Source organism: Ruegeria sp. CDSC079 (assembly GCF_059610505.1).
In genome coordinates this window covers 388095-406605 of the sequence record NZ_JBXWNT010000003.1, presented here as the reverse complement: position 1 = coordinate 406605, position 18511 = coordinate 388095, and the positions used below count along the sequence as shown (strand labels likewise).

15 protein-coding genes are annotated in these 18511 nt (G+C 56.2%); 1 reads left to right on the top strand and 14 read right to left on the bottom strand.

Annotation, left to right across the window (positions count from 1 at the left end; genetic code table 11):
- Positions 1–6: 6 nt before the first annotated feature.
- The 14 genes from AC2FIC_RS07755 to AC2FIC_RS07690 form a co-directional block, all read right to left on the bottom strand.
- Complete coding sequence (locus AC2FIC_RS07755; protein ID WP_142636150.1) at positions 7–1257, bottom strand: ABC transporter permease; 1251 nt, start codon at positions 1255–1257, stop codon at positions 7–9.
- The gene (locus AC2FIC_RS07750; protein WP_142636148.1) at positions 1254–2174 is read right to left on the bottom strand and encodes an ABC transporter permease; all 921 of its coding nucleotides are present in this window, start codon (positions 2172–2174) and stop codon (positions 1254–1256) included. Before AC2FIC_RS07750 ends, AC2FIC_RS07755 begins: the two co-directional genes overlap by 4 nt.
- Before the next feature lie 12 nt (positions 2175–2186).
- Positions 2187–3299, bottom strand: coding sequence for an ABC transporter ATP-binding protein (locus tag AC2FIC_RS07745; RefSeq protein ID WP_142636146.1), 1113 nt, complete (start codon positions 3297–3299; stop codon positions 2187–2189).
- A gap of 117 nt (positions 3300–3416) precedes the next feature.
- Positions 3417–4541 (bottom strand): extracellular solute-binding protein, encoded by a 1125-nt coding sequence (locus tag AC2FIC_RS07740; protein WP_496691368.1) that lies wholly within the window; start codon positions 4539–4541, stop codon positions 3417–3419.
- Between the two features lie 141 nt (positions 4542–4682).
- Positions 4683–6680 (bottom strand): beta-galactosidase, encoded by a 1998-nt coding sequence (locus AC2FIC_RS07735; RefSeq protein WP_496691369.1) that lies wholly within the window; start codon positions 6678–6680, stop codon positions 4683–4685.
- Positions 6644–8290 (bottom strand): amino acid ABC transporter permease, encoded by a 1647-nt coding sequence (locus tag AC2FIC_RS07730; RefSeq protein ID WP_496691370.1) that lies wholly within the window; start codon positions 8288–8290, stop codon positions 6644–6646. Before AC2FIC_RS07730 ends, AC2FIC_RS07735 begins: the two co-directional genes overlap by 37 nt.
- Positions 8291–8355: 65 nt before the next feature.
- Positions 8356–9105, bottom strand: coding sequence for a basic amino acid ABC transporter substrate-binding protein (locus tag AC2FIC_RS07725; RefSeq protein WP_282027178.1), 750 nt, complete (start codon positions 9103–9105; stop codon positions 8356–8358).
- 22 nt (positions 9106–9127) lie between these two features.
- On the bottom strand, positions 9128–10174 hold the full coding sequence (locus AC2FIC_RS07720) for a LacI family DNA-binding transcriptional regulator (protein ID WP_496691371.1): 1047 nt from the start codon (positions 10172–10174) through the stop codon (positions 9128–9130).
- Positions 10174–10926, bottom strand: coding sequence for a sugar phosphate isomerase/epimerase family protein (locus AC2FIC_RS07715; RefSeq protein WP_496691372.1), 753 nt, complete (start codon positions 10924–10926; stop codon positions 10174–10176). Before AC2FIC_RS07715 ends, AC2FIC_RS07720 begins: the two co-directional genes overlap by 1 nt.
- 83 nt (positions 10927–11009) lie before the next feature.
- Positions 11010–12092, bottom strand: coding sequence for an ABC transporter ATP-binding protein (locus AC2FIC_RS07710; RefSeq protein ID WP_496691373.1), 1083 nt, complete (start codon positions 12090–12092; stop codon positions 11010–11012).
- 3 nt (positions 12093–12095) lie between these two features.
- Entirely contained in the window at positions 12096–13751 is a 1656-nt protein-coding gene (locus tag AC2FIC_RS07705) for an alpha-amylase family glycosyl hydrolase (protein ID WP_496691374.1), read from the bottom strand.
- Between the two features lie 9 nt (positions 13752–13760).
- Complete coding sequence (locus AC2FIC_RS07700; RefSeq protein WP_496691375.1) at positions 13761–14909, bottom strand: carbohydrate ABC transporter permease; 1149 nt, start codon at positions 14907–14909, stop codon at positions 13761–13763.
- A gap of 3 nt (positions 14910–14912) precedes the next feature.
- Positions 14913–15920, bottom strand: coding sequence for a carbohydrate ABC transporter permease (locus AC2FIC_RS07695; RefSeq protein WP_282021727.1), 1008 nt, complete (start codon positions 15918–15920; stop codon positions 14913–14915).
- A 66-nt stretch (positions 15921–15986) separates the two neighbouring features.
- Positions 15987–17255: an ABC transporter substrate-binding protein gene (locus tag AC2FIC_RS07690; RefSeq protein WP_282021726.1), complete on the bottom strand. Its 1269-nt coding sequence runs from the start codon at positions 17253–17255 to the stop codon at positions 15987–15989.
- 223 nt (positions 17256–17478) lie between these two features.
- On the opposite strand from AC2FIC_RS07690, the gene AC2FIC_RS07685 reads away from it, so the two are divergent.
- Entirely contained in the window at positions 17479–18510 is a 1032-nt protein-coding gene (locus tag AC2FIC_RS07685) for a LacI family DNA-binding transcriptional regulator (RefSeq protein ID WP_496691376.1), read from the top strand.
- Position 18511 lies beyond the last annotated feature (1 nt).

The following is an 18511-nucleotide window of genomic DNA, read 5'->3' as shown; positions in this document are numbered from 1 at the left end:
AGGCGCTTAGTTCGCCTGCAAACTGTTGGGATCAAAGGCACCGCCATTGCCCGAAGGCGTTTCAGTACCAGAATCCTCTTCTTCGTCACCCAGAGTATTCGGCGCAAACACATTGCCGAAACCGCTGTTATTTGAGGGTTTCGGGGCCGATTCCTGCGCACCCTCTCCCTCTTGCTCAGCCGCTTCCGCCTCGCGCTTTTTGCGCTGTTCTTCGCGCTGCTTGCGCAGCTCTTGAATACGCAGATCAGCTTCAAGGCGCTTTTGCTCTTTGACATCTGCGACACACTGAGCCGGATTGTAGGCGGTTGCGGTTCCGACCACAGTGATCGTGGCAACCGCAAAGACAACCAGCAGAACCGCAGCAAGGTTCCCGGCAAAGAAGCTGGGAAGCTTGATCTTGCCCGCCAGTTCCTCGACCGTGGCGTTCTTGCGTGCAGCAGCCACCAGTTCCTGTCGCTTCAGCTTGGCCTCGTTCAGCAGGGCAAAGAACACCGTCAGCGCCACGATGATGAAGGCCAGCGCCGAGATCGAGGGCGTGATGCCATAGCGCACCTTCTGCGCCAGTTCGATGGTCAGCGTCGGGTATTCACCAAAGGTGAAGGTGGTGGTGTTGTAGTTCTCAAACGAGGCCAAGAACGCCAGCACTGCCGCGCTGGCAATCGCCGGACGCATGAACGGAAGCATGATCTTGCGGAACGCCTGAGCATGGGTTGCACCCAGATCCAGCGCGGCCTCGGTCAGCGCCATATCATAGCGCTGCAACCGTGCCACCAGCACCAGCATGCAATAGCTGGCGATAAAGGTGGATTGGCCGATCACCGTCAGGAATATCCCGTTTGACAGGAAACTGTCGGCACCCAAGCCCAACATCCGGTTGATCCGGTCCCAGAACACCAGTGTCGAGATACCCAGAACAACGCCCGGGATCAGGATCGGCGCGATGATGACCGTATAGTAGGTCGCGCGCAGTTTTGGCCAGATCTGCGTCAGCATCAGCGCGCCCGCAAGACCCATCGCCACCGATAGAACCACCGTTCCGGCGCCGATGATCAGTGAGTTCTTGATGCCGTTCAGGATACGTTGGTCCTGAAACAATTCGCCAAACCACTGGAAGGTTAGACACTCCCACGGTGTCATCCTTGGGAATTCGGACGAGTTAAAGGCCGTGACTGACATGATCACCAGCGGACCCAGAAGGTACAGGAAGAACAGCACAAGGTAGACCCAGATGCTTACACGGAGGAAGGACAAATTCATTTCCCGATATCCCCCATATTCACCTTGAACAGGCGCATGACGGCCAGCACGAACAAGATACAGGTCACCAGCAGAACGATGGCGTAGGCGGCACCCTGCGGCCAGTCATTGTTGTCGTTGAACTGCTGATAGATCAGCTGCGTGAACCACAGGGAGGACGGCCCGCCCAGAATTTGCGGCGCGGCCAGCGCACCCGCGGACAGCATGAACACCATAGTACAGCCCGAACTGATCCCTGGCTTGGCATAGGGAATGACCACGCGCCAATGGATACGCCACCAGGGGGCTCCCAAATCTCGCGCCGCCTCGATCTGGTTTTTATCCAGACTTTCTATGACGTTATACATCGGGAAGATCATCAGCAAGATATAGGCATAGCCCAGCCCGGCATAGAGCGCGATGTCATTGCGGATGAAATCAAACGGCATATCCCAGACCCCCAGCCCAGTGAACAGCGTGTTCAGTACACCGGTTTCGCCAAAGATGATCCGCAGGGCAAAGGCGCGCAGGATCTCATTGATCCAGTAGGGGATGATCAGCATGATCGCAAAGATGCGGATGTGACTGCCCTTGGACTGACCCAGATAATAGGCGATCGGATAGCACAGGATCAGGTTGAAAATCGTAACGCATACCGCGGCCAGAAGGGTGCGGAAAAACACCCTCAGATCGACGGCGTTATAGTCCTGGCTGCCGCCTTCCGGGCCATAGATCAGGTATTTGTAGTTCTCCAGCGTATAGACATCCTTTGGCCCCCCGATCTCGGGCGGGGGCAGGTTTGGCCGGAATGAGAAATCCAGCATCGACAGCTGCGGCAGGATGATCAGGCCGATGGTCCAGAACAGGACCAAACCCAGTATCATCAATCCCATGCCGGTGCCGTTGCGGTTGAAGAATTCTTTCAGAAAATGGGGCATATTTTTATCCCCTTATTCCGCGGCCAGCTCACCCGCTGGAACCAGAACCGCATTATGGGTCTGATATTCCAACGTGATGGTCTGCCCGGTATGGTCATCGAAAGATTGGCCTAGATTGGGCAGCGATACCTTAATTTCCTTGCCGCCATCGCCTTCGGTGAAAATATTGAAGGCGTTACCTTCGAATTCTTCATGGTTCACGCGGGCGGTTACAAAATGGTCGCCCACTGCACCGTCCGGGGCAATCGCCAGCGCCTCGGGGCGAATGAACATCATCGCGTCATCGCCTTCTTTCAGCTTGCCCTGATTTACAGTGGAAATCCGTGCGACCAGATCGCCGGATCGGTTGGTTGCAATCAGCGCCTCATCTCCCATGACTTGCTTGATCTTGCCGCGGAAAACGTTGTTTTCGCCAACGAACGACGCCGCAAAAGCCGTGTTGGGGTCATTGTAAATTGTCTTGCCATCGGCAATCTGGTCGATCACTCCTGCACGCATTACGGCGATATTGTCCGACATGGTCAGCGCTTCGCCCTGGTCGTGGGTGATATAGATAAAGGTGATACCGACACGCTTCTGAATCTCGCGCAGCTCGGTGCGCATATGCTGGCGCAACTTCAGGTCCAGCGCCGAAAGCGGTTCGTCCAGCAGCAGTACATCGGGTTCGGCACATAGGGCGCGGGCAATCGCCACGCGCTGACGCTGACCACCCGAAAGTTCGCTGGGCAGCTTGTCACCCTGTCCCGGCAACGCGATCATGTCCAACAGCTCATCGGCCCGCTTGCGGCGCTCGGCCGCGCTGGCGCCTTTGATCTCCATCGAGAAAGTGATGTTTTCCCAGACTTTCATCAGGGGGAACAGCGCGAGGTTCTGAAAGATCAGGGCAGTCGGGCGCTTGTTGGGCCCGATGCCGCGCATGTCATTACCACCGATCAGAACCTTACCCTCGCTGGGGTCCAGAAACCCCGAAACAGCGCGCAAAATCGTTGTCTTGCCGCAACCGGATGGTCCCAGGAACGAAAAGAAATCGCCCCCGTTTATGTTCACATTTGCGTCCCGCACCGCGACAAAATCGCCGAAACGGATCCACAGGTTTTCAAGATCTACACCGACCCCTGCACTCATTTTTGGTATCTCCGATTGATGCGCTTGGTGGTGCGCACCCAAATGGGTTCCGTCACGCAGTGGCGTGCGGGTTGGGAGCCCCCCGCGTTTGGCGGAGGGCACTTTTTTGAAAAGCTATCAGGCGCTTTTGAACTTGTTGACGAACTCGGTCCGGGTTTCCGCATACCAGGGCGCTTCGGCCGGCCACGGATTGAGGTTGGCCAGCGAGTCGCCCGGATAGGCTTCGGCGAAGTTCTTCTTGTAGGTGTCGCCCGAATATTGGTCGGCACCCAGAACGGGCGAGTTGTACCCGTGGCTGTCGATCGCAACACCGGCCGGTTTGGCCTGGTAGGCAAAGTCGATGAAGGCATAGATCTGGTCGATATTGGCAGCACCTGTTGGAATTGCCATACCATCAACCCAGGCCATCGCCCCCTCAACCGGAGCCTGATAATGCACAGGCTCACCTGCAGATTTAAGTGCCAGCGGCGGGCCATCCCATGTCTGGCCAACAATCACACCTTCGTTCAACAGACCGTTCTTCTGTGTGTCCGCGTCGTTCCAGATCAGCTTGATGCGGTTTTTACGTTCGATGCACCAATCTGCGATCTGACCCCAAACCTTGCGCATGGTATCTTCGTCGCCATAAGCGGCCCAGACGGAACCGGGCTCCATCTCGCCTGCGCGCTCCATGTACAGGCCTGCGCCCAGCATCATCGAATGCGCGCGGCCCATGGTTTTACCTGCGTTTGCCTCGGACCAGACATCGCCATAGGACGGTGCATCACCTTCAGGCAGCCACAGGTCAGTCCGATATGCGATGCCTTCGGTGCCCCAGATATGTGGCAACCAATGCACACCGGAATCGCCAAAGTTCCAGGCATCTGTACCAATCGCTGCCATCGCCGGGTTCACCAGATCAATCGGAACCTTGTTCATGTCGAATGGCTGCAACAGCTCAAGCGGTTCCCACTGCAAAGACCGGTTATTGGTCGGCGACACGATGTCGAAACCCTGCCCCTTGGTGGCCTTCATCTTGTTGATGATTTCTTCGTTCGACCCGATACCGGTATAGTTCACCTTGATTCCGGTCAGTGTCTCGAATTCCTGCAAGAATGCTGGCGGCAGGTAATCGGACCACATCAGAATGTTGATCTCACCCGAGGACGCCAGCGCGCTTTTGCTGTACAGCGGTGCAGCAAGTGCTGCCGCCCCTGCGCTCTTCAAGATAGTACGTCTGGAAAGGTTTTTCCGTTCGGCCATATTCGATTCTCCCATAGTTGGACTTTCAGTCCTATTGTTATGCAATCACAGGCTAGAGGGTTGCTGCAAAGCTGTCAGTCCAAAAGGGACAGTTTGCAGAATTCATAGGTCCAGTTTGCAATCATGTCCGCAAGCTCTGGTTTACTTCCACTTCCAGACTGAGACACCATAGGATGGGATTTCTGAAGTACCAACAATATATTGCCGATTTTCGTCATCCGGCAGAACCTGTGCGGCAGCCCCGAAGTTGAACGCAAAGCCGAGGTCACCCCGCTGTGTAACACGAAGGTCCGGGTCACATTCCCGTATCGGAAGGCCCGCCCATGTCAGCGCTTTAATAAGGATCGACCGTAGCAACGGTCCGTTTGGGATCATCGCCAGATACATAGCCCGGTCCGATTGCACAATCGCCGGACTGCCAGCCTTGTAAGCACTTACGAAATGCGCGATTACCTGATTTTCGGTCTCGATGACTTCCCGCCAGCCCTTAAAATCAAAGGTTCCGGTGCTCTCGAGGCTTACGGATTCACCCGCCAGATCCGGCAGGGATTCGACGCGTACGACTTTTATCCCTGCAAGATCGGCCAACTCACCGGGAGCGAGATTTTCAGGGGTCCACATGTCCACAGTCTTGCTGCCCGCACGGGCACCGATCAGCAATTTGGCCTGGCTGTGGTGCAATCTCTTTGCCAGATCGGGCGAGATGATCATGTTTTGCGGCAATACGATCAATGAATACCCTGTCAGATCATCATCGGGACCAACGAAATCCAGATCGACCCCCAATGCACGCAGGCCAGCATACCAAACCCGGAAAATCCCGGCATTCGGGAATGCGTCATCTTGCGGCAGGATATCTGCAGCCCAAATGGATTCGTAATCCAACAGAATTGCCACAGCTGCCTTCTGCCGGGTGACTTCCGGCAGGGCAGCACGCTCTTGTGCAACCTGCGCCAGTTCCAGCGCGGCCTGATCCGGGCTGCCATCCGACCGCAGAAGCGCCGTGTGGAATTGTTCCTGCGCGAACTTCGCCTGACGCCATCGGAAGAACATCACTGCCTGTGCACCGTGGGCAAAAGCGGCCCAAGTCCAAAGCCTGACCATCCCATCCGCAGGTGAGGGGTTCTTTTCGGCCCAGTCCACCGGACCGGGCTGTTGTTCCAGAACCCACATTCGGCCCCTGCCCTGGCTGCGATACAAATCGCAGTGAAACCCCTGATAGTCCGGCGCGCCTGTTCGCAGGTATCGACGTTTGTCTTCATCAGACAGCGACGATCCCAACAGGTTGCCAAGCGGATAGCTGTCAAAACCGACTACATCCAGATCCGCCGCAACAGCGTGATGGTCGAACTCAAAGCTGCCTGCCATGAAATTATGGGTAATATCGCGCCCCGGCGCAAACCTGCGCAGAATATCCGCCTGAGCACGATTGAAATCCCGCACCCGATCCGAAGAATAGCGGGCAAAATCCAGAGCATGGGTCGGGTTCGGGCTGGCCACCAAACTTATAGGCAGTTCGATCTGATCAAAATCGGAATAGAGCGACCCCCAAAACACTGTCCCCCATGTTCGGTTAAGCGCCTCAATCGTGCCATAGCGGTCTTGCAACCATCTGCGAAAACCGGTGCGAGCGGCATTGGAATAGCTCAGAACCGTATCGTGATCGTTATATTCATTGTCGATCTGCCAGGCACGAACAAATGGATTTTCGCCATATCGACGGGCATATTCCGTGGTGATCCGACGGGCCTCGGTCAGGTAGATATCGCTGGAAAAACAATAATGTCGGCGCGACCCGAACCCACGCACCCGGCCATCCGGCCCCACTGGCAGGATCTCAGGGCAGTCATCCACTAGCCATTTCGGAGGTGCAGCCGTAGGCGTCGACATCATCACGCGCAAACCGGCATCGCCCAGAATTCCAATTACCTCGTCCAGCCAGCCCCATTCAAACCGGCCTCTTTCCGGCTCGATCAGGCCCCAGGTGAATTCAGCAATCCGAACCCAATCCAATCCCATATCGACCATGCGCTTAGCATCGTCGCGCCACAGCGATTTGTCCCATTGCTCGGGGTAATAGCAAACGCCCAGCTCAAGCCTGCTCATCGGTTTACCCGTGCGCTGCGGCGTTCGATCCATTTGAGGAAACTAGCGCAACCAAGCGTCACCACGACATAGAGGATCGCCGCTGTGTTGAATGGCGCGAAGGGCAGAAAACTTGAGGCCTGAAACTCGCGCATGCGTTGGGTCATGTCGCGAACCGACAGGATAGACAGCAATGAGGTATCTTTGATCATCGCGATAAACTCATTGCCCAAAGGCGGCGTCACGATGCGCAACGCCTGCGGCAGGATGATCAGCCGGGCAGTTTGCCAGCGGGACAGCCCAAGCGAGCCGCCTGCTTCGATCTGACCTCGTGGGATGGCCTCAATCCCTGATCGGAAAATCTCGGCCATATAGGCCGAATACCCTATGGAAATGGCGATGATGCCGCGAGTCATGTTGGTCATGTCGATGCCGCCACCTGTCGCATCCTTGACCGCACCGGCAAGCGGCAAGCCGATATAAAGGATGATGACCAGCATTGGAATGCCGCGAATGGTATCGACAAAAAACTCGGCCCCTACAGCCAGCGGATGCAGCTTGTGCTGTGCGCCTCCGACCGTCAGTGTCAGAAGCAAAAACCCAAAAACCGCAAAAGTCAGCGCCGGGTTACGAAACTTGTCTGGCAGAAAACTGGATTGCCAGATCACCGGATAGCCCTGCGTATGAATGCCAGCCGGAACAAAAGCACCAGATACGCTGTCGACGGTTGTGATCTGATCCAGTGCAGAGACGGCATCGGGGGCGCTGCGAATGCGATACTGTTGGCCTTCACCTCCGTCGAACTCTCCGAAGCGGATCAAATCCGCCTGGGCCTGCGGCGTACCCCGAACAATGGCAATTCTTGCTTCAGTACTGCCAACCAGAACAAAGCTCACCTTTGGTTGCATAAAAAAGAACGCCGACACGGCCAATAGTGTCAGGCTGATGGACCCATAGACAACGGTTGTTCGAGCTTTGGGCTTGAAGGACTGCAAACCGACCCAGACCAGACCCATAATGGCCGCAAAGATATAGGCAAAGATCGCTGCACGGAACGTTATCGCGACCCCGGTCGCAAATTGCCAATGCGCCAGAAACATCAGGTAAAACAAAACCAGCCCGGTCAGCAGTTCGAGTCCAATCTGAACATAGACTTTCATGGATTGTGGGAAACGGGCCGTAAGAGGGATCACCGCAACCACCATCGCAAACCCTACCAGCAGGGCCTGTAATCTCATTTGCACCTTTGCGACGATCTCGGGGAACAAGACCCAAGGTTGCGAAGATCGGTCAATGAACTCAGACGTGTTTTCGCTGAGCGCATTAAAGAAGACGGATTCCGCAAAGGGCATCAGCACCTGAGGCTGGACAAGTCCAAGGATCGCCAACCCGACCGAGGCCGGGATTGCCAAAACCGCCGCAATCCTCAACCAGTTCGGCGCTATCGTTTGAAACCGGATGTGGCGCGCCGAGAGATAGGCCAATATGGCCACAGCCAGTATCAGAAGAAACCCAACAAAAATGGGCCCCGCATTTTCACCAATCCCCAAAATGGCAACCAATGACCTCAGATATTTCGAGGATGAGGCAAACAGGTAGATGATGAACGGGGCAGCGGCGAGCAAAACAAGATTACTCGGCCGGATCGAGCTTAGGCGGATCATGGCGTCCCTCGGGTTATGCTTGACCCGGCAGGTTTTCCCGCCGGGTCAGAAAGGGTTTCAACGGCTCATTCAGTGCCCCAGTATTTGGCAACCAATGCGTCCATCGTACCGTCTGCCTGAATGGCGGCCAGCCCTTCGTTTATGGCGTCAACGGTTGCGTCACCTTCCTGAAACACAATACCCAGTGGATCAGACTGAAGGCCTGTGATGCCTACAGCCAATTCCCCGGCAAATTCCTGTTCATATGCCGATGCCGAGGTTCCATCAATGATCACCCCCTGTACGTCAGCATTCTGCAAAGCCAGGATCGCTGCAGAGAAATTGTCATACAGGCTGACATTCTCGCGTCCGACCAGCTCTTCGGCCAGCTGGGCATTGGTGGTGCCGGTCTGCGCGGCCAGTTTCTGACCGCCTGCTTTGAAGTCATCCAACGTCATGTCGGCATTATCGACCTGCAGCAGGATGGCCTGGCTAACAATGATATAAGGCTCGGAAAAATCCATGTTTTCTTCGCGTTCAGGCGTGATCGAGACGCCCGAGATCACGAGGTCGAACTCTCCTTGCTGAAGCGCGGCGAAAATTCCGTCCCAGGCTGTATTCACGAAATTCGGAACGCAGTTCACCTTTTCGCAGATCGCATTCATCACATCGACGTCAAATCCCACAATCTGACCCGTGGACTCATCGACCGTCTCCATGGGCGGATAGGTGGCATCTGTTCCAATCTTAAGTACGCGCCCTTCAAGATCCGCTGCAAACACAGCAGGCGCGGCAAGCGCGGTCAGGGCGGCGGCGGCAAATAGGTTTCTTAACATCTCCGGTTACTCCTTTGTTGGTTCAGGTGTTTAGCGCCGCTTCCGGCGCGACTGTGTCAGGTTGCCGCTCGATCAAAATGGCCCTGATCTTTTTTTGTGTTTCGGACGGGTCAACCCCATCCAAAGCCTTGAGCATATACTCACCCAGCAATCGACTGGTTTCCTCAATAGGGACGTAATAGGTGCTGGGCGGAGGGACAAAATAACGGCTAAGTTGCAGATCATCGGTCGAGATCACGGTCAGTTCGCGACCGACCTCAACACCCGCCGCATGGGCAGCAGAAAGCACACCCAGGGTCATGGCTTCGTTCGCGCAGATGATCGCGGTTGGCCTATCGGATAGCCGCATCAAAGCTTCAAAGGCATTATACCCCGTTCGCGCGGTCGTAGGCCCGCTGAAGATCAGGGCCGGGTCAACGACCAGACCGGACGCTCTGAACGCCTGGGCATAGCCCGTTCGACGTTGCGTCGCATAAACCAGATCATCCGGCGGGTTCACCAGGGCAATCCGGCGATGCCCCAAGGCTAGCAGTCGTTGCGTTGCATCGTGACCTGCTGCCTGACTGTCGATATCGACATAGGCATGTGATCTGCCGCTGTCGCTCATACCCATGGTAACAAAGGGAAAACCATTCTGTTGCAGATAGGCAATGCGCGGATCGGCGTGGCGCGTACCCGAGAATATCACCCCGTCTGCCAAACCGTTCTGAACGATTTCCTTCAGCGTCGCCATCGTTCCCTGCAGGCCCGCCACGCTGTGAACGCCAAGCTCATAACGCGACCCTTTCAAAGCCCGCGAAATACCCGCGACAATGCGTGTGAATTCGACGCCTTCCCATTCTTCATCTGAATCAGGTGACACGCTGACCAGAACGCCGATGCGATAGGACTTTTTTGTCCGCAGCTTCAGCCCGTCCAGATTGACCCGGTATCCAAGCTGTTCGGCGGCGGACTGAATCTGCTGCCGCGTTTCTTTCTTAACGGTTTCGGCACCACGCAGCGCGTTCGAGACGGTTCCGACAGAAAACCCCGTCTGCTTTGCAATCGACTTGATCGTCGCGCGCGCCACTATGTCACCTCAACGCTGCGCATTCGCATCAACAGGTCATGTCCCGTCTGCAATGTTTGCGCGTGATCGGCAGTTTCATCATGTTCCACAAAAAGGTCAGCGCAGGGACTGTCAGCCAGAACACGCAGGACTAGAGGCCAGTCCACAACCCCCTGCCCCAGATTTCGCCAGCGCTCGTCGCCTTGTCCGGCCAATGGATCGAAGTCTTTAGCATGGACGGAAACGATCCGGTCGGAATAACGGCTCAGCAGTGCAGCGGGGTCAGAAAGCGCCGAATATAGCCAACCGATATCCGGCTGCCATCCAATGGCCTCATGCGACAGGACCATATCCAATGGCGAGCCCTGCCCTAGATCGGCAAGGTCGAAATCGTGGTTATGATAGGCAAGGCGCACACCGTTGGCTGACAGGGCATCAGCCCATTCCGCCAACCGGCCCGACACTGCCTTCCACCCCTCGGCGGTGCCGGGCCGAGCCTTGGGCGACAGCCAAGGCATGACCGCCACAGGGCATTCCAAAGCTTCAAGTATTCTAAGAATGTCATCAAACCGGGTTTCAAATTCTTCCCAGTCAAAATGGGCCGATCGAACAGTGAAACCAGCCTGTCTAACCACATTGGTAACCTGCGTGGGGGTAAGATCGTGGAACCCAACCGTTTCAATATCGGTGAACCCGCAGGCACGCACCAAGTCAAGCTGGGCCGCCAAATCCCCAACCTGCCGGACTGTGTATAACTGCGCTGAAACTCGCATTTCCACTGTTCTACCACAAAATGAAACGTTTCAATCAAGTTGAAACAGCATCAGGGTCTTGTCAAGAACCGTGTTGGAAAGGGTTATTTCCGCATGGAAACACCCTGATGGAACAAATGAACCTTGTCAGGATTCGCAGAGACCATCACAGTCTTGCCCCGCATATTCTTCTGAACGCCCGGAAGCTTGGCAATAAGGGCATCCGTCCCATCCTCGACCGCGAAGTATAACAGCGTCACCTCGCCCAAAGCCTCGGTAAAGTCTACGACCCCTTCAAGGATTGGGTCGCTGTCCACGGACACAAAATCCTCGGGGCGGACGCCGATATTCACCTGCTTGCCTTCGTCTCCAGCCTCGGTTGGTACCGCTGATATCGCCGTGCCGCCACCGTCCAGCTTGACGACTGTCTGTGCGCCGGTCGCGGTAATGACCCCCGACATCAGGTTCATTGCTGGTGAACCGATGAATTGCGCGACAAACTCGTTGTCCGGCGTCTCATACAGCTCCAGCGGCGTGCCAACCTGAGCGATCCCTTTGTTGGCCAGCACGACGATCCGACTGGCCAATGTCATCGCTTCGACCTGATCATGGGTGACATAGATCATCGTGCTGTCCGGCATCGCCTCTTTCAGGCGGGCGATTTCGATCCGGGTGGCGACACGCAGCGCCGCGTCCAGGTTCGAAAGCGGTTCGTCGAACAGGTAAACCTTGGGGTCACGCACAATGGCGCGCCCGATTGCGACACGCTGACGCTGACCGCCGGATAGCGCTTTGGGCAACCGGTCCAGATAAGGTTCAAGCTGTAGGATGCGGGCCGCCCGATCGACCGCGGCGCCGACTTCAGCCACCGGCATTTTGGCTATCTTCAGCGCAAAGGCCATGTTTTCGCGAACGGTCATATGTGGGTACAGCGCATAGCTTTGGAACACCATCGCGATGCCTCGCTGTGCTGGCGGCACATCGTTCATCACCTGCCCTTCAATCTCGAGCGTTCCGCCCGAGATCTTTTCCAACCCGGCGACCATGCGCAGCAAGGTGGATTTGCCACAGCCCGAAGGCCCGACAAAAACGATCAACTCGCCCCGCTCAATCTCAAGATTGATGTTCTTCAGAACATCCACATTGCCATAGGTTTTGGCGACATCTGTGAGGTTTAGCTCTGACATGGTTTATTCCTTCTCCCTCAACAGCAGGCAGAATTGTGCAGCACCCAGAGACACTGTCCCCGTTCCTGCGACGCCGCCCAACTCTTCCCCGATCACGCGCCAGTTCCCGTCTGGCAAAATTACTTCGGAACGTTCGGTACCGAGGTTAAATGCGCAGAACACCTCTTCTGCATGATCTTCACGCGTGAAGGTCAAAACGGTCCCGATCTGCGTCATGTTCTTTTGCGCCCCCAACATCAAAGCCGGATGGGCATGGCGGAATGCAATCGCACGACGATAGTGGTGAAGCATGGACTTGGGCTCAGCCTCTGATCGGTCCACGGCACGCTCGGCCTGAGGGTCACTGACAGGCAACCAAGGCTTGCCGGTGCTAAAGCCCGATTGTTCATCCTGCGCAGCCCAAACCATCGGCGTCCGGCATCCGTCGCGGCCCTTGAACTCGGGCCAGAATTCGACGCCATACGGGTCTTGCAGATCGTCAAAGGCCACGTCCGCCTCGGGCAGGCCCAACTCTTCGCCTTGATACAAGCAGGCCGAGCCGCGCATGCACATCATCAAAACTGCATGCTGTCTGGCGGCTGCATCGTCCAGACGCCAGCGCGACGCGTGACGTTCCACGTCATGGTTCGAAAATGCCCAGCAAGGCCAGGCATCACCTGCTTTGTCCTCGAGCTGATCAAATACCTGCTGTGCATAGCTGGCAGTCAAAGCGCGCTTTTCAAGGAACTCGAACGCATAGCACATGTGCATGCGCTTATTACCGCTGGTGTATTCGCCCATAATCTCAAGCCCACGCTGTGCGTCGCCCACCTCGCCCAGACAGGCGCGACCTTCATATTGATCGGTCAGGGCCCGCAGGCGTTCCAGAAAGGCAATGTTCTCGGGCTGGCTTTTGGAGAAAAGGTGGTCCTGATGGTTATACGGGTTTACCATCGGCGCGATTGAGGCATTGCGCTGCTCCACGGGCAGGGCAGGATTATCTCGCAACTTTTTGTCGTGGAAATAGAAGTTGATTGTATCCAGACGAAACCCATCGACACCCAGATCAAGCCAGAAACTGGCGACATCCAGCAAGGCGTCCTGCACATCCGCGCAGTGAAAATTCAGATCCGGCTGTGAGGTCAGGAAATTATGCAGGTAATACTGCAACCGCCGAGCGTCCCACTGCCAAGCCGAGCCCCCGAAAATCGACAACCAGTTGTTCGGCGGCGTACCGTCCGGTTTTGGATCGGCCCAGACATACCAATCGGATTTGGCGTTTTCACGGCTGGCGCGGCTTTCGCTGAACCAGGGGTGCTGATCTGACGTGTGCGACAGAACCAGATCGATCATCACCTTCAACCCCTGGGCATGGGCGTGATTCAGCAGGTCCCGAAAATCCTCCATCGTGCCGAACATCGGATCAACATTGCGATAGTCGCTGACGTCATATCCGAAATCCTTCATCGGAGATTTGAAGAAGGGCGAAATCCAGATCGCATCAACGCCCAGAGAGGCAATGTACCCCAATCGCTGGGTGATGCCTTTCAGGTCTCCGATCCCGTCACCATTGCTGTCCTGAAAGCTGCGCGGATAGATCTGATAGATGACGCCACCACGCCACCAGTCAGCGGCCACCTTGGTTGCATTGGAAAGTTCTGTTGTGTTCTGCACGTTCATCAGACGCCTCTATTTGACGGACCCGGCCAGCAGGCCTCGGACCAGGTATTTTTGCATTGCGAAAAAGACAGCCAGCGGCACAGCGATCGAGACGAAGGCCGCCGTGGCAAGGATTTCCCAGTTCCCACCGCGCGTGCCCAACAGCTCGACAATCCGGTTTGTCATCACCGTGGTCTGGCCGGAGGCGTCGATCAGGAACACCTTGGCGACCAGCAGATCGTTCCATGTCCAGAGAAACTGGAAGATCGCAAATGACGCCAGCGCCGGAAAGCTGAGCGGCAGGATCAGTTTGGTAAAGATCTGGAACTCGGTCGCGCCATCAACGCGTGCGTTTTCGATCAGATCGCGCGGCAGCCCAGCCATGTAGTTGCGCAACAGGTAGATGGCCAATGGCATCCCGAACCCGGTATGGGCCATCCAGACTCCCAGATAACCTTTGCCTATCCCGATACTCAGGTGAAATTTCAGCAAGGGGATCAGTGCCAGTTGCAGCGGCACCACCAACAGGCCAACAACCGCAGCGATCAACAGCGCCCGACCGGGGAAATCCATCCAAGCCAAGGCATAGGCGGCAAAGGCGGCCACTAGGATCGGAATGATCGTCGCCGGTATCGTGACCGTCAGCGTGTTGAAAAACGCCCGCCCCATACTGTCAGTGCTGTCTTCAGCAAGCAGGACCTTGTGGTAATTGGCCAGGGTGAACTCGGGAGGCAGTTCCGCCGTCACAAAGACGCGCACGCCGCGACTGCCGGTGAACTCTTCGGTGTTTTCCATCCGGTACTTGCCGTCGGCATCCACCGTAATAGTACCGCCCTTACGCAGTTCCGCGGTATCGCCCGGTACAAAATCATCGATCGCACGAGAACTGATGCCCCATTTCGAGATCGCCGCCTGCGCGCCGGTTTCAAACAGGTTGCCTTCGATCATGTAAACGCCATTCTCCAGCACCTGAGTTTCAGGTGCTGCAGCGCGCAGGGTCAGGTTCTGCTCGGATGGGAACAACGACCGCCACCAGCCGCTTGTGGCAATCTGGTCAGCCGTGCGGAAGGATGAGATCAACAGCCCCAGCGTCGGCACCACCCAGAGCACGACCAGAAAAAGAACCGAGGCATGGACAGCCCAGCGAAGGGCGGGTTTGGTTCCTGCTATATCGCTCATGGCCTACTCCATCTCTTTGCGCGCATTGCGCACATTCCAGACAAGGATCGGTGCCACCAGCAGCATGATCACCATGGCCGAGGCCGAGCCCACGCCCCAGTCATTGGCGCGAAACAGCTTGTCATACATGTAATTGGCCAGAACCTGCGTTTCCCACTGGCCGTTGGTCATGGCAAACACGATGTCAAAGACCTTGAGCACGGTGATGGTGATCGTGGTCCAGACCACCAGGATGGTGGTTTTGATTTGCGGCACTTTGATACGGAAGAAAATCTGGAACGGATTGGCCCCATCCAGAATGGCAGCTTCGATGGTTTCCTCGGGAATACCGCGCAGGGCGGCCGACAGGATAACCATGGCAAAACCGGTCTGAATCCAGACCAGCACCACCATTAGAAAAAAGCTGTTCCAGAAAGGGATGGTCAACCATGTCTGCGGCTCTACTCCTCCGAAAAAGATGTAGAGCGCGTTCAGCATCCCGATCTGGTCCTGCTCAACCGGACGGGTGTCATAGACTAGCTTCCAGATCACCGAGGCCCCCACGAACGAGATGGCCATCGGCATGAAAATCAGAGACTTGGCGATGTTGCCCCAGCGGATGCGGTCGGTCAGCTGAGCCACCAATAGGCCAAACGCTGTCGACATTGCAGGCACCACGATCAGCCATAACATGTTGTTGCGCATGGCTTCCCAGAATTTGGGCTCTTGCGCCATCTGGACATAGTTATCCAAGCCCGCCCACTCGTACCCGCCGCCAGGAATGCGCTGCGTCAACGACAGGCGCAGCGTTTCCACCACCGGGTAAGCCAGATACAGGCTTAATGCAGCCAATGCGGGAAACAGGAACAGCCATGGGCGGATCATGCTCGCTCGGTTGATGTTGCGGCCTGCATTGGGACCGCGCGCCGGGAACAGAATTTTGTCCAGAAACTGATTAGACAGGTAGAAATAGCCCACACAGGCTGACACGCCGATTGCGATGGTCAGCAGGCCCTGAAATGCCGGATGCATGACGCTTCTCCCTTGTGACGGTTAGCTTGGGCAACCCGATGGTGCGGGTTGCCCAACCCCGGACGCTTAGTCCAGCGCATCCCAGGATGACTGAATTTCATCCGCCACTTCTTGGGCAGAGGCACCGCCTGCATAATCAACCATTCCGGTCCAGAATGTTCCGGCGCCTACGCCGCCCGGCATCAGGTCAGAACCGTCAAACCGGAACGTCGTTGCACCAAGAAGAATATCGTTCATCTTTTTCAGCGTGGGATCCGAGAAGACCGAAGTATCTACCCCCTTATGCGGGGTCAGAAATCCGGTCAGCGCCATCCAGGTCTCATGCGCTTCAGGTGTTTGCAGATACTCGATCAGCGCATGTGCACCGGGACTGTCATTGGTGATTGCCCATAAAGTGCCCGCACCCAGAACCGGGCTGCCAAGGTCTTTGCTTTCATAGGCAGGGAAGTAGAAGAAATCCGCATCTTCCCCGACGATGGTGCCCTCTGGAAAGAATGCCGGAATGAATGAGGCCTGACGGTGCATGTAACACTGCGGAGGTGAGCTGAACATGCCTTTCGGGCTGTCGCGGAAATCCGTCGTTGCAACAGCACCGGCGCCCCCTGCGACATAGTCTTCATTGCGGGCAAAGGCCCCGAATTCCTCAATGGCCGCGACGACTTTTGGATCGTTGAACTTCAATTCATTGGCAACCCAAGCGTCGTAATCCGCGGGGGATTGTGTACGCAGCATCATATCCTCGACCCAGTCGGTCGCAGGCCAGCCAGTGGCCCCACCCGAACCCAGGCCAATACACCATGGCGTGCCGCCATCTGCCACAATCTGATCGGACAGAGCCTTCAGCTCTTCCATCGTGGTCGGCACCTCATATCCCGCATCCTCAAAATTCTCGGGCACAAACCACACAAGGGATTTCACATCGACCTTGTAGAAGAACCCATAAAGATGATCCTGACCGTCCGGCCCCGGATAGGTGCCGAGATCGACCCAGGATTGCCCGGCGGCATAGTTGTCGCGAATCCAGTCCCCTGACCCTTCTCCCAGTGGCGTCAGAAATCCGGATTTGGCCATATCCGCCGCCAACCCAGGTTGCGGGAAAACGGCAATATTCGGGGCCGATCCGGCCTCAGCATCAATACGGATTTGCGATTCAAAACTGTCCGAACCGACATAAGCGTATTCATGCCCGGTCGCCGCCGCAAACCCATCCAGAACCTTTTCGACATTCTCTTGGTCCGGCCCCAGCCACGGGCCGAATACGGTAACCTTGTCGGCCTGTGCGACGCCCCCGACCAGGGTAAATGCGGCAACGCCAGCATAAAGCGAGTGTTTCATGAATTTCTCCTCCCAACGATATCTCGCGCCTTAGGTTTCAAATTTCCAAAGCGCTTTGGCTGGAGTGAGTTTATGCGCTAACAGCCTCCACCTGTCAACGATTGCTTTGCGAAGGCCCATAAATATAAATATCAAACGAGATGTTCGTAAAATCTGTTGACCACCGGAGAAAATGCCCGCAAAAACAGGAATACGCAGTAATTTGTAGGCGCTTTGAACAAATATGAACCTAAAGCAGCTCTCTGAAATCCTTGGTTTGTCTCAAACAACCGTCAGCCGCGCGCTGAACGGATACCCCGAGGTCAGCGAAGCCACGCGCACAAGGGTTCAGGCCGCCGCAACAAAACACGGGTACCGCCCGAACAGCCGAGCCAAGGGTCTTGCGACAGGTCGATCACACGTGATCGGGCACGTGATTCCCAGCTCATCCCAGCATGAAATGGTTAACCCAATCTTTGGCGATTTTGTCGCCGGGGCTGCTCGTAGATATGCCGAACACGGCTATGACATGATGTTCACCAGCGCCGATGACACATCTATTGAACGCGCCTATCGCGACCTGTTTCAGCGTGGTGCCGTGGACGGTGTCGTTCTGCAGGGCCCCAAGGTGAACGAGCAGCGGATTGAAGTCCTCAATCGCATGGGCGCGCCATTCATTGTGCACGGACGATCTACTGGAATAGACGCGCCCTATGACTGGGTTGATGTGAACAACAAAAGCTCGTTCATGCGCGCCACCCGGTTTCTGATCGACCTGGGGCATCGACGGATCGCCCTTATCAATGGACTTGAAGATATGGATTTCGCCCAACGCCGCCGGGCCGGTTACCTGCAGGCCCTGAATCAAGCCGGTCTGTCACCGGACCCTGAATTGATGCGCAGCGCCGAGATGACAGAGGTATATGGCCACCACGAAGCGCGCGATATGGTGCAACTCAAGGACCCGCCGACCGCCATTCTGGTCTCGTCAATGATTTCGGCCATCGGAGTTCGGCGGGCATTGAACGAAGCAGGGCTGCAGATGGGCCGCGATGTTTCGGTGATCGCCCATGATGACGACCTGTCCTATCTGAAAAACGGGCAGGATGTACCGATCTTCACCGCCACGCGATCCTCGGTTCGGTCGGCCGGTGAAATAGCTGCCGAAATGCTGATCGAACGAATAAATGCGCCCGAAGACCCGGCCAAAACTAGATTGCTGGAGGCTGAGCTGGTAGTTGGCGGCTCGACCGGCCCCGCCCCCAACAGGTTCTGAA